At 62.9% G+C, this 12,600-nt stretch carries 11 protein-coding genes; 6 read left to right on the forward strand and 5 right to left on the reverse strand.

All coding sequences use genetic code 11. The features are described from left to right. Positions 1–90: 90 nt before the first annotated feature. Complete coding sequence (locus EDD77_RS02465; protein WP_058962802.1) at positions 91–2,376, reverse strand: anaerobic ribonucleoside triphosphate reductase; 2,286 nt, start codon at positions 2,374–2,376, stop codon at positions 91–93. Positions 2,377–2,650: 274 nt separating this feature from the next. Here EDD77_RS02465 and EDD77_RS02470 point away from each other — a divergent pair, with 274 nt between their 5' ends. Both EDD77_RS02470 and EDD77_RS02475 read left to right on the forward strand, forming a co-directional pair. Beyond that, the gene (locus tag EDD77_RS02470; protein ID WP_058962801.1) at positions 2,651–3,199 is read left to right on the forward strand and encodes a M48 family metallopeptidase; all 549 of its coding nucleotides are present in this window, start codon (positions 2,651–2,653) and stop codon (positions 3,197–3,199) included. A gap of 143 nt (positions 3,200–3,342) precedes the next feature. Further along, positions 3,343–4,770, forward strand: coding sequence for a lipopolysaccharide biosynthesis protein (locus EDD77_RS02475; RefSeq protein WP_242868286.1), 1,428 nt, complete (start codon positions 3,343–3,345; stop codon positions 4,768–4,770). Positions 4,771–4,853: 83 nt separating this feature from the next. Here EDD77_RS02475 and EDD77_RS02480 read toward each other — a convergent pair whose 3' ends face one another. After that, the gene (locus EDD77_RS02480; RefSeq protein ID WP_058962800.1) at positions 4,854–5,684 is read right to left on the reverse strand and encodes a glycosyltransferase family 8 protein; all 831 of its coding nucleotides are present in this window, start codon (positions 5,682–5,684) and stop codon (positions 4,854–4,856) included. Between the two features lie 244 nt (positions 5,685–5,928). On the opposite strand from EDD77_RS02480, the gene EDD77_RS02485 reads away from it, so the two are divergent. Next, the gene (locus tag EDD77_RS02485; RefSeq protein WP_058962799.1) at positions 5,929–7,155 is read left to right on the forward strand and encodes a glycosyltransferase family 2 protein; all 1,227 of its coding nucleotides are present in this window, start codon (positions 5,929–5,931) and stop codon (positions 7,153–7,155) included. 64 nt (positions 7,156–7,219) lie between these two features. Here EDD77_RS02485 and EDD77_RS02490 read toward each other — a convergent pair whose 3' ends face one another. After that, positions 7,220–8,035, reverse strand: a complete 816-nt coding sequence (locus EDD77_RS02490; protein WP_058962798.1) for a putative ABC transporter permease — start codon at positions 8,033–8,035, stop codon at positions 7,220–7,222. 156 nt (positions 8,036–8,191) lie between these two features. Between EDD77_RS02490 and EDD77_RS02495 the strand changes: the two genes are divergently transcribed. Genes EDD77_RS02495 through EDD77_RS02505 form a run of 3 tightly spaced genes read left to right on the forward strand, consistent with a single transcriptional unit; the run spans position 8,192 to position 10,483 of the window. Beyond that, complete coding sequence (locus tag EDD77_RS02495; RefSeq protein WP_077138447.1) at positions 8,192–9,469, forward strand: DNA polymerase Y family protein; 1,278 nt, start codon at positions 8,192–8,194, stop codon at positions 9,467–9,469. Positions 9,470–9,517: 48 nt separating this feature from the next. After that, a complete protein-coding gene (locus EDD77_RS02500; RefSeq protein WP_058962797.1) occupies positions 9,518–10,168 on the forward strand; it encodes an HAD family hydrolase in 651 nt (216 codons plus the stop codon). A 33-nt stretch (positions 10,169–10,201) separates the two neighbouring features. Then, positions 10,202–10,483: a Dabb family protein gene (locus tag EDD77_RS02505; protein WP_058962796.1), complete on the forward strand. Its 282-nt coding sequence runs from the start codon at positions 10,202–10,204 to the stop codon at positions 10,481–10,483. A 70-nt stretch (positions 10,484–10,553) separates the two neighbouring features. Here EDD77_RS02505 and trmB read toward each other — a convergent pair whose 3' ends face one another. Together trmB and EDD77_RS02515 are read right to left on the reverse strand one after the other, a co-directional pair. Beyond that, entirely contained in the window at positions 10,554–11,312 is a 759-nt protein-coding gene (gene trmB, locus EDD77_RS02510) for a tRNA (guanosine(46)-N7)-methyltransferase TrmB (RefSeq protein WP_058962795.1), read from the reverse strand. A gap of 54 nt (positions 11,313–11,366) precedes the next feature. Further along, positions 11,367–12,533, reverse strand: coding sequence for an alanyl-tRNA editing protein (locus tag EDD77_RS02515; RefSeq protein WP_058962794.1), 1,167 nt, complete (start codon positions 12,531–12,533; stop codon positions 11,367–11,369). Positions 12,534–12,600 lie beyond the last annotated feature (67 nt).

The following is a 12,600-nucleotide window of genomic DNA, read 5'->3' on the forward strand; positions in this document are numbered from 1 at the left end:
AAGGCAGCTTGATGTTTTTGCTGAGGAAAGCCGGGTGCGGAAGGCTGGCGCATCGGACCCGGTCAACGGTCGGGTTCGTTAAAAAATCCGTTAAGAAAGGCCGCAGAAGGTGGGAACGCCGGGATACTTTTTGCGCAGCTCATCCAGCTTTTCGGGGCTCAGGGCCTCGCCGCTGCGGCGGCCGCAGCGGGGGCAAACGTCACCGATTACGCCGACGTAGCCGCAAACGGGGTCGCGGTCCACGGGATGGTTGATGCTGCCGTAGCCAACGCCGCTGTCGTGCATGCAGCGCACAACGCTCTCGAAGGCCTCCAGATTGTTGGCGGTGTCGCCGTCCAGCTCCACATAGCTGATGTGGCCCGCGTTGGTCAGGGCGTGGTAGGGGCCCTCCTTCTGGATCTTGTCGTAGGCGGAGATGGGATACCACACGGGCACATGGAAGCTGTTGGTGTAGTATTCCCGATCGGTCACGCCGGGAATGATGCCGAACCGCTTCTGATCCATGCGGGTGAACCGGCCGGACAGACCCTCGGCGGGGGTGGCCAGCAGGGTGAAGTTCATCTTCATCTCCTGGCTCTTGCGGTCGCAGTAATCCCGCATGTGGCCCACGATCTCCAGACCCTTCTTCTGCATCTCGTCGCTCTCGCCGTGATGGTGACCGTACAGGGCGGTCAGGGTCTCGGCCAGACCGATAAAGCCGATGGACAGGGTGCCGTGCTTGAGCACCTCACGCACCTCGTCGGCGGGGCCCAGCTGGTCGGAATCCAGCCATACGCCCTGACCCATCAGGAAGGGGAAGTTGTAAACGCGCTTGGCAGCCTGAATCTCGAACCGGTCCAGCAGCTGGTTTGCCACCAGCTCCATCATGGCGTCCAGGCTCTCGTAGAACTTCTTCTCGTCGTGGTCGGCCAGAATTGCCAGACGGGGCAGGTTGATGGAGGTGAAGCTCAGGTTGCCGCGGCTGTAGCTGATCTGGCGCTCCGGGTCGTAGACGTTGCCCATCACGCGGGTGCGGCAGCCCATGGTGGCCACCTCGGTCTCGGGCCGGCCGGGCACATAGTACTGCAGGTTGAAGGGTGCGTCCAGGAACACATAGTTGGGGAACAGCCGCTTGGCGCTCACCTTCATGCTCAGCTTGAACAGGTCGTAGTTGGGGTCGCCCTCGTTGTAGTTCACGCCCTCTTTGACCTTGAAGATGTGAATGGGGAAGATGGGGGTCTCGCCGTGGCCCAAGCCCGCGTCCTCCGCCATCAGAATGTTGCGGATCACCATCCGGCCCTCGGGGGTGGTGTCGGTGCCGTAGTTGATGCTGCTGAAGGGGGTCTGCGCGCCGGCGCGGCTGTGCATGGTGTTCAGGTTATGCACAAAGCCCTCCATGGCCTGGTAGGTATCCCGGTCGGTCTGCTTCCAGGCGCGGCGGCGGGCGGTGGCCACCAGACGGCGGGCGGTGTGCTCATCCACACGGCCGCTGGCAATCAGCGCGTCGGCCACAATGCGGTCGAATTCCTCCGCATTGGTCTCCAGGCGGGGCTGCTGGTCCAGCTTGGTAACGGCTTTGTCCACCATCTGGTTCACAAAGTCGGCCTCGTTCTCGGTCTCCAGCACGTCCTCCAGGCTTTCGGCCAGCTTTTTGCGGTAGGCCCGGGCAAAGGTCTTGCCCACGCCCTCGGCCATGCCGTAATCAAAGTTCGGAATGCTCTGGCCGCCGTGCTGGTCGTTCTGGTTGGACTGGATGGCAATGGCCGCCAGTGCCGCATAGCTGCCGATGCTGTTGGGCTCGCGCAAAAAACCGTGGCCGGTGGAGAACCCGCCGTGGAACAGGCGCAGAATATCGATCTGGCAGCAGGTGGTGGTCAGAGAATAAAAATCAAAGTCATGGATGTGGATGTCGCCCTCCCGGTAGGCCTTGGCCTGCTCCGGGCGCAGCAGATACGCCGCGTTATAGGCCTTGGCGCCGGCGGTGCCGATCTGCAGCATGCTGCCCATGGCGGTGTTGCCGTCGATGTTGGCGTTGTCGCGCTTCATGTCGCTGGCGCGGGCGTCCACATTGGTGATCTCGTCGATGGTTTTCATCAGGCTGGTGTTCGCCTCGCGGATGCGGGTGCGGTTTGCCCGGTACAGAATGTACTGCTTGGCGGCCGCGTCGTGGCCGGTCTCCATCAGCGCGGTTTCCACCGCGTCCTGAATCTGCTCAATCTGGGGAGACTCCTCGCCGCAATCCATCTCCAGCTGGCGGGCAGCACGGGCGGCAATGCGGTCGGCTTCGGCGGCATCCCCTTCCTGGGCGGCTTCCAGCGCCTTCATAATGGCGGCGGTGATCTTGCTCTGATCGTAGAGCACCACACGGCCGTCGCGCTTAATTACACTTTTGATCATGGCGATTCTCCTCATGCAACTGTTACTTTGGTGCGGCAAAAAAAATACAGAGCGTAAAGAACTACCCTCTGTATTTTGGGGTGATTCGGCCGCGATTATTATTATTGCACTAGATATAGTAGAAGTCAATAGATTCCCGATGCCGATAAGGCCCAAGAACGCCCAAGCTTTTCGGGGAAAATTTGTGAGATATGATGGCTTGACGAGCCAAACCGCAGAATGTTGTGATACAATAAAATGGTCGGAAAACTTTGCCAGGGGGTGGAAAACCAAGATGGCAGGCCAAATTCGCCGGGTGGCGGGGCTGGAATATGAACTTGTTCGAAAAAAGGTGAAGAATCTGAACCTGCGGGTGCGGCGGGACGGCACGGTGGCGGTGAGCGTGCCGCTGCGGGTGAGCGCCGACCAGGCGGATGCCTTTGTGGCCCAGCGGATGGGCTGGGTGATCGCCGCAAAGCAGCAGGTGGCCCGGGCCGCCCGAAAGCAGGCGGACTGCCCGCCCCCCTCGAAGGAGGAGTGCCTTGCGCTGTTCGAGCCGGTCAGCCGGCGGGTGTATCCGGCCTTTGCCGGGGTGCTGGGCGGCCAGCCGCCCGAGCTGCGCGTGCGGGACATGACCAGCCGCTGGGGCGTGTGCGACGTGGCGAAAAAACGCATCACGCTGGCCTCCCGGCTGGCGCTGCAGCCCGCCGCGGCGGTGGAATATGTGATCGTGCATGAATACTGTCACTTTGTGCACCCCAATCATCAGAAGGAATTCTGGGCGCTGGTGGAGCGCTTTCTGCCGGACTGGAAAGCCCGCCGGGCGCTTTTGCGCCAGGGATAGGGCAGGGGCGCGGCACTCCAAAAGCGGATTCCGTGGACTTTTTTGCCCACAGGCGCTATAATATAGGTTCGTCCGAAGAAAATCTGCGGACCATATAATTGTATATATAATAGAATAAAAGAAAACAAGGAGGGCCGCCGGGCGTGGAAAACAAATACAAAAAGCTGATGAGCAACACCATGCTGTTTGCCATCAGCAACTTTTCCTCCAAGCTGCTCAGCATTATCTTACAACCCTACATCACCTTTGCCATGGGCGAGGTGGACGAGGTGGGCATCACCAAGCTGGTGCAGCAGATCGGTTCGCTGCTGATCCCGCTGGTGAGCATGGGCGTGAGCTTCGCCATCATCCGTTTCGGTCTGGAAAAGACCAACAGCAAAAGCCAGGTGTTTACAAACGGCCTTGTGACCATCGGCCTGGGCTTTGCGCTGATGCTCATCTGTTACCCGGTGCTGCGGCTCATCCCGCTGTTCAGCGACTATGCGCTGCTTTTGTATGTGCATGTGCTGGTGAGCTGCCTGCGTACCCTGTGCACCCAGTTTGTGCGCAGCCGCCAGCTGAACCGGCTGGTGGCGGTGGACGGCGTTTTGTGCAGCGCCACCAACCTGGGCTTCATGATCCTGTTTTTGTCCGGCATGGGCATGGGCGCCTCCGGCTACATTCTGGCCATCATCTGCAGCGACGCGCTGAGCGCTCTGTTCGTATTTCTGGTGGCGGGGCTGCGCCGGTATCTGCATGTGAAGAGCTTCAACAGGGAGCTGTGGGGCCGCATGATGCGCTACGCGCTGCCCATGGTGCCGGCTCAGATCAGCTTCTGGGTGATCAACGCCAGCGACCTGTTCTTCGTGCAGGCCATGTGCGAGGGCTACCAGGGCCAGAGCGGCGAATACTGGACCGGCCTGCTGGGCGTGGGCTATTTCCTGCCCACCATCCTCACGGTGCTGGGCACCATCTTCTATGAGGCCTGGCAGCTTTCCGCCGTGACCGAGGAAAAGGGCCGCGCCGCCTTTTTCAGCCGGGTGTTCGGCATCTATCAGGCGCTGCTGTTCTGCTGCTGCAGCGGCATCATCCTTCTGTGCCGCCCGCTGATGTTCATGTTCAAGGCCAACTTCTACGACGCATGGCAGTTTGTGCCCATGCTCACGCTGGCCACCCTGTTCAACTGCTTCAACCAGTTTTTGAACAGCGTTTACATGGTGGAAAAGCGCAGCACTCTTTCGCTGTACACCATGCTGGCGGGCGCCATCGCCAACTGTGCACTGAACTGGGCGCTGATTCCCCTGATGGGCCCCAACGGCGCAACGCTGGCCAGCCTGATCAGCTATGTCATCGTGTTTGTGCTGCGTGCCATCAACACCCGCGGCCTGATGCACATGAGCTTCGCGCCCCTGCGCCTGACCATCAACTGCGTGCTGATCGGGGTGGAAACGGTGCTCATGCTGCGCCAGATTCCGGGCTGGCCGGTCTGGTGCACCCTGCTCACCGCGGTGATCTGCCTGTTCAATCTGCAGGGCATTCTGGGCATGCTGCGCCAGCTGCTGCGCCGCCGCGCCCCCCGCAAGCAGGCATAAGCAGCCACAGAACGACAAACAAAAACCGCCCCCGGCCCATGTGTTTTTCACACAGGCCCGGGGGCGGTCTTTTTATGGTCGGTTCAGTCCGGCATGGCCAGCTGGGTCAGGCGCATGTAGTGCCGGTACAAAGGGCCAAAGCGCCGCCGGTAGCCCGGCTTCCAGGGCTTGGCCTTGCCGCAGAAGTGCAAAACGGAGGTGTGGGCGAATACCCAGTCCATATCGCAGTCGCCGCCGCTGCGCAGATAGTAGTTGTTGAAATTGCGGGCGTCGTAGTTCCACACCGCGTCGTCCAGCGGCAGCACCAGACTGCCGTACAGCATGTTCAGCAGATCCTGATCCGGGAACAGCAGTTCCCGGGCATGCCGGCGGGTGAAGTCGAACAGGGCCTCCGGGTTGATCCAGCGGCGGCCGGCGTCCAGATCCATGAGCAGCACGCCGGAATTGAAGTAGTCGTGGTCGGTGCCCAGCCGCACCTGATTCACGCTGTTGGCCAGTTCGGTCTTGCCGGTGTGGGCCGCCGCCGCGAACAGGTTGCCCGCAAGATCCAGCTCCCACAGCGGGCGCAGCGGGTTGATGACCAGAATGTCCGGGTCCAGATAGATCACCCGGTGCATCTCCTCCGGCAGCAGCTGGGCCGCCAGCAGCCGGTAATACATCTCCTGGGGATACTGGCGGGTGAGGGGGGCGTCCGCAAACAGGCGGGCGTCGGCGGTCACCGGATGAAGCGAAAAGCCCAACAGGCCGCAGCGCCGCTCCAGCCGGGCCAGCTGCTCCGGGGTGAGGGAGCGGTGGATCAGCCAGACCGAGACGTTTTCGCCCGGGTTGGATGCGTGCAGGGAGGTGAGCATCACCTCCAGCTGGGGCAGGTAATGCTCGTTCAGGGTCACCAGAATGGAAAGATCAGAGGACAAATGAAACACCTCGTTGTATCGCCGGAAAAGATGCCGGCGGGGGATTGAAAACAGAATCGAAAACAGATTCCCTTTCTGTTATGGTACCACGTTCCGGGGCGGAATATATGAAGTTTCTGCAAAGAAAGCGGAATTTACGCCCGGCGGTGAAGAACCGGGGCGCCAACCTTCGTTGTATGGGCACAGGCGGGCGGAAATCCGCCGCCCGCGAAACCCCGCATGCCGAACAGGGAGGTCGATTACCATGGCATATATACTCCTTTCCATCAGCCGGTTCTGGCTGCTGCTGATGGGCCTTTGCTGCGCCTACCAGCTGGCCTACACCTTTTTGAGCCTTGTGAAAACGCCCCGCTGGAAGCCGGGGGCGGGCACCAACCGGTACGCGGTGCTCATCTGCGCCCGCAACGAGGCCGCGGTGCTGCCAAAGCTGCTGGAAAGCCTGCGCGCCCAGGATTACCCCGGCGTGCTGGATTTGTATGTGGCGGCGGACAACTGCACCGACGACACCGCCCGCCTTGCCCGAAAGGGCGGAGCCACCGTGTTCGAGCGGCACGACCTAGTCCATGTGGGCAAGGGATACGCGCTGAATTTTCTGTTGCACCGGATCTGGGCCGAGGGCAAACACTACGACGGCTATCTGCTCTTTGACGCGGACAATCTGGCCCGGCCGGATTTTGTGCGCCGGCTGGACGGGGTGTTCGGCCCGGAATGCCCGGTGGTGGCGGGTTACCGGAACACCAAGAATTACCGGGGCTGGGTGGCCGCCGGGCAGGGGCTGTGCTTCATCCGGGAGGTGCGCTTTCTCAACTGCCCCCGCACCCTGCTGGGCTTCAGCGGCAACGTGACCGGCACCGGCTTTCTGGTGAGCGAGGAGATTCTGCGCACCGCGGGCGGCTGGCCCTGGCACTGCCTGTGTGAGGATCTGGAATTTTCCACCGTGCAGATGATCGCCGGGCGGCGCATCGCCTACTGCCCCCAGGCGGAATATTTCGACGAGCAGCCCGCCACCCTTTCCCAGAGCGTGCGCCAGCGGCTGCGCTGGTGCAAGGGCTTTTTGCAGGTGATGGCCAGCCGGGGCGCAGGGCTGGGCCGGGCGGCGCTGCGGGGCAGCTGGTCCTGCGCGGATCTGCTGATCAGCCGCATTGCACCGGTGCTGTTCAACCTGCTGGCGCTGGGCTTTGCCGCCGTGGGCGCGGCGCTGGCCGGCGGGCCGGTACTGGTGCTGGCCGCTCTGGGCCGGATTCTTGCCTGCGGCTACCTTTCCATGCTGGTGATGGCGGCGCTGACCACCTGCACCGAGTGGAAGCGGATTCAGGCCCCCGCGGTGTGGAAGCTGGCGGGCATCTTCACCTTCCCGCTGTACATGGCCACCTATCTGCCCATTGCGCTGGTGGCCTGCGTGCGCAGGGTGGAGTGGACCCCGGTGGCCCACACCCGCGCCGTGAGCCTGAACCAGCTGGACGCGGGCTGAGCCTGCCCAATCAGAAAAGCCCCGCCCTGTTTTTCAACAGGACGGGGCTTTGTTTGTGGAAAAATCAGCGGTGCAGCCGCTCGTGCAGGGTTTTCTTCAGCTCGGCCAGCAGCTCGCTGTGGCGCAGATCCTTCATGGCGGGAAAGGCCTTCATCAGACGGGCCGCGCCGAACAGCCGGGTGTCCAGAATGCGGGCCTGCAAAAAGTCCCGCCGGGCCTCCAGCTCGGCCAGCTTCTGGGGCAGGGCCTGTCGGCTCTCCTCCAGCCGTTCGTCCGCCGCAAGGGCCGCGTCGCCCAGATTGCGGCTGATGGTGTCGCTGCCCCTGCGCAGGGCGGCCACCACCTTTTCCAGCTCGCCCAGATCCCGCTCCAGACCAATCAGGGTGCGCAGGGTCACCGCCACGTCGGCCACAAAGACCGCCATCCACAGCACCAGCAGCGCCAGGCCCACCGGCCGGGGCATCCATCCCACAAAGTGGTTCACCGGCGGATGCAGCACCTTCACCGCAAACATGCCCACCAGGCCCCAGGCCAGGCTGAATTTCAGGCAGATGTAACCGCCCAGATTGAATTTCTGTTTGGAATAATCCCACCATGTGGTGTGAAACAGCGTTTTCAGCGCCCAGCCGGTGACCAGCTCCAGCGCGCTGGTCAGCAGGGCGCTGCCCACAAACAGTGCCAGCGGCCGATCCGCCAGCGGCTCCAGCGCCATGAGCACGATCACCATGCCGAAGCCGTAGATGGGGCAGACCGGCCCGTTCAGAAAGCCCCGGTTCACCCATTTGCCGGTGCGCAGGGTGCAGAACACCACCTCAAGGCACCAGCCCAAAAAGGCGTAGATCAGAAAGTACCACAAAATCGCGTACAGGGAATGTTCCATTCAGATACCACCTCTCGTAAAACAGCGCCAAGGGGATGCGTTTGGTTTTATGGAATTCTATGGCGTTGTTTTAACATTATAGCATCCCGTTGCCCCTGCGTGATATAATCAGAACAGAAAAATGAAAAATTTACAAAAAAAAGGGGGCTTTGCCGGGTGGAACGCTGGATCTTTCACTGTGACTGCAACAGCTTTTATGCCAGTGTGGAGCTGCTGCGCCACCCGGAGCTTCGGGACAAGTGCGTGGCCGTCTGCGGCGACCCGGAGGGCCGCCACGGCATTGTGCTGGCCAAAAACGAGCCCGCCAAGCGCATGGGCGTGAAAACCGCCGAGGTGATCTGGCAGGCAAAGCGCAAATGCCCGGATCTTGTTCTGCTGCCGCCCCACCGGGAATATTACCGAAAGTACTCGAAAATCATTAACGAAATATACCGCAAGTATACCGACCGGGTGGAGCCCTTCGGCATCGACGAAAGCTGGCTGGACGTGACCGGCACCTGGCAGCTGTTTGCCGAAAGCCCGGCGGCCCTGGCGGACCGGCTGCGGGCCGAGGTGAAGGCGGCCACCGGGCTGACCATCTCGGTGGGGGTGAGCTTCAACAAGGTGTTCGCCAAACTGGGCAGCGACTACAAAAAGCCGGACGCCACCACCCTCATTACCCGGGAAAACTTCCACCAGATCGTCTGGCCGCTGCCGGCGGGGGATCTTTTGTATGTGGGCGCTTCGGCCCAGAAGCGGCTGGCCGGCATGGGCATTTCCACCATTGGCGAGCTGGCGGCGGCCCGGCCCGAGGCGCTGGCCGAGGCCCTGGGCAAGCTGGGGCTGGAGCTGAGCCGCTACGCCCGGGGCGAGGACGAAGCCCCGGTGCGCCGCTGGGGCGAAAAGGAGCCCATCAAGAGCGTGGGCAACGGCACCACCTTCCGGCGCAACATCAGGGGCCCGGCGGAGATCCGCTCGGCGCTGAACGTGCTGGCGGATGAGGTGGCCGGCCGGCTGCGGCGGCACGGGGTATGGGCCGGGGCGGTGCAGGTGACCATCCGGGATCCGAATTTAAAGACCATCACCCGGCAGAAGCAGCTGCCCATGAGCACCCATCTGGCCCGGGATCTGGCCAACGCCTGCTGGGAGCTGATGGAGAAAAACTGGGACATGGCCCGCCCGGTGCGGATGCTCACCGTGACCGCGCTGGCCATCACCGAGGAGCCCTTTGCGGTGCAGCAGAGCCTGTTTGACGATGCGCCCAAGGCAGACCCCCGGCGGGAAAAGCTGGAGCAGAGCCTGGACGCCATCCGCAAAAAATACGGCCGGGGAGCCATCGGCGCAGGGAGCATCCTGCACAACGACATGGGCCTGGGCGAGCTGGCCATCCGCCCTCAGAGCGAAGGGGACGGGGAGGAAGAGGAGTTCGACGAAAAGGTAAAGGGCCCGCTGTGAGCGGACGGAAAACAGGGCGGAGTGCCCGACGACAACGGGGAGGAACGTATGATCGAAGCGGTTTTGTTTGATATGGATGGCCTGATGTTCGACACCGAGCGGATGTACCAGAAGGCCTGGCTGCAGGCCGGCCGGCAGATGGGGGCGCCCATGGAGCCGGAGATCGTGGACCGGCTGCGGGGCCGCAACCGGGAGGGCTGTGCCCGGGTGTGCCGGGAAGCGTTCGGTGAGGATTTTGATTTCGACGCCATGCGCACCGCCTGCCGGGCGCTCATGGCCCGGTGGATCGAGGAGGACGGTCTGCCGGTGAAGCCGGGGCTGTATGAGCTGCTGGCCGAGCTGGAGCGGCGGGGCATCCCGGCGGTGCTGGCCACCAGCACCACAAGGGACAGCGCCTGGGGCCATTTGCAGCGGGCGAAGGTGGACCGGTATTTTCTGGGCGCGGTCTGCGGCGACGAGGTAAGCCATTCCAAGCCCGACCCGGAGGTGTTTTTGAAGGCGGCGGCGCTGGCGGGCAGGGACCCGGCCCGGTGCATGGTTCTGGAGGACAGCCCCGCCGGGGTGCGGGCAGGCGCGGCGGCAGGCTGCTTCACGGTGATGGTGCCGGATCTGACTGCCCCGGATGAGGAGCTGAAAAAGCTGGCGGATGAGATCCTGCCCGGCCTGAGGGATGTGATTCCCCTTCTGGACCGGGATTGATCCAACATACAATACAAAAAGGAGAGAGTGAACATGATTAAACATATCGTATTGTGGGAGCTGGCGGACAAGGACCAGGCGGATGCCAATGCGGCCAAAATGAAGGAGCGGCTGGAGGCGCTGGTGGGCCAGACCCCCGGTCTGCTCAGCGCCCATGTGAGCCGGAGCTTTGCCGGTTACGACGTGGCCCTGATTGCCGAGCTGGAAAGCCGCGAGGCGCTGGAGGCCTACCAGAACTTCCCGCCCCATGTGGAGATCAAAAAGTGGGTGGGCAGCATTGCGAAAAACCGCACCTTCTGTGACTTCGAGTGCTGAGCTGCACAAGCAAAAGCCCCCATTCCCGGCCGGGAATGGGGGCTTTTATTGTCTTAAACGGGGGAGAAGCTTACTGAATGCCCTTTTCGGCGCGGATGGCGGCGCTTTCTTCCTTGTCCCGCTGGTTGCGGGCGGCCACTGCGGCGGCCAGCTCGTCGGCGGTCATGGGCTTCTTCACCGCGATCAGCGCCTTGGTGGGAATGCCCTGCTCGGTGAACATGGCCTCGTGCTCGGTGCGGATGTTCCAGTCCGGCTCGTCGGCGTGCAGGTCGAAGGTCTTCCACACGATCTCGTAGCCTGCCTCCGGGAAGTAGGCAAGGCTGTCGCGGAAGAGATCGTCGTCGTCGGTCTTGAAGTAAATTTCTCCGTTTTCCGCCAGAATGGTGCGGTAGAGGGCCAGCTGGCGGGTGTGGGTGAGCCGGTGTTTTTTGTGGGCCAGCTTTTTGTTCCAGGGGTTGCAGAAGTTGATGTAGATGCGCTGCACCGTGTCCCGCTCGTCGAAGGCGTTCAGGATGCGCTCGATGTCCAGGCTCATGATCATCACGTTGTCCGGCGTCATGCCCTTTTCCGCGTAGATGCGCTCGATGTTCCGCTTGGCCAGAATCAGCACCTTGTCGGTGATGTCGATGCCCAGATAGTTGATGTCCGGGTGGGCGCTGGCCAGCCGGGCCAGAAAGCCGCCCTTGCCGCAGCCCAGCTCCAGATGCACCGGCTGCTGGGGCCGGGCGAACACGCTGTGCCAGCGGCCCTTGTTCTCCAGCGGGGCGTGGGCATGGTAGTCGCAGGCCAGCAGCTCCGGCCGGGCGTAGGGTTTGAATCGCATTCTCATGGTGTATGGTTCTCCTTCACAAGTGTTTGTCTGAAAAGAAATGAAAAGGGGCGGTTACGCCTGTAGGGCATCCCGCAAAAAGGCCTGTACCTCTTCGAATTCGCCGGTCAGGCTGCCCTGCACAAAGCCGGGCTTGCCGCCGCCCCGGCCGGAAAAGGCCTGGTTCAGCTGCTTGCACAGCCCCCGCAGATCCGCCCCCGGCCCGGTGCAGGCCAGCGCGTAGGCAAGGGTGCCGGTTTCGGTGGGGCTGAAGGCGGCGCAAAGGCCGTCGGTGCGCTCGCTCAGCGCCGCGCAGAGCCGCCGCAGCCCGTCCGGGCCCAGATTTGGCCGCAGCAGAATGGCGGCTTCGTCGGGCTGCACACTCTCGGCCAGCGCGGCGAACAGCTCGTTTTCCGCCTGCACTGCCCGGTAGCGGGCGGCTTCCAGCTCAACGCTCTGGTGCTGCACCGCCCGGGCCAGCTGACCCGGCTTTGCGGAAAGGATGGCCCGGATGGCCGCGGCCTCCGCCCGCTGGGCCTCAAAGTACCACAGCGCCCGCACGCCGCACACCACAAACAGCCGCACGCCGCCTTTGTAGTTCTGCCAGTCGATGATCTTGATCATGCCCACCTGACCGGTGCGCTCCACATGGGTGCCGCAGCAGGCGCAGCAGTCCGCCCCCGGCACCGTGACGATGCGCACCGGGCCTTCCAGCTCCTTTTTGCTCCGGTAGGTAAGGCCTGCCAGCTCCTCCCTGGTGTGCCAGATCGCTTCCACCGGCACGTCCTGCCAGATCACCCGGTTGGCCCGGGCCTCGGCTTCGGCCAGCTCTTCGTCGGAAATGGGAACGCTGGTGTCCATGGTCAGGAACTCCTGCCCGATGTGAAAGCCCACGTTCTCCGCGCCGAACATGGCGTGCAGCATGCCGGAAAGAATGTGCTCGCCGGTGTGCTGCTGGCTCATCTCCAGCCGCCGGGCAAGATCCACGCGGCCGGTCACGGTTTCGCCCACCGCCAGCGGGGCGGAAAGGCTGTGCACCACTTCGCCGCCCTTTTCGTGCACGTCCAGCACCTTTGCCCCGCCAAGGGTGCCCCGGTCGGCGGGCTGGCCGCCCCCCTCCGGGTAAAAGGCGGTGCGGTCCAGCGTAACGGCCCAGGTTTCGCCCGCCGCTTCGCAGGAAAGCACCCGGGCGGTGAACTCGCCCACCGGGGGCTGGGTATAATAAAGCGCTTCGGTCTGCATCGCAAAAACTCCTTTGCTGCGGGCCTGCGTGCCACCAAGGGCGCGCAAAGCCCGCTGAGTGCATCTA

It is taken from the genome of Allofournierella massiliensis, from assembly GCF_004345265.1.
Classification (GTDB): domain Bacteria; phylum Bacillota; class Clostridia; order Oscillospirales; family Ruminococcaceae; genus Allofournierella; species Allofournierella massiliensis.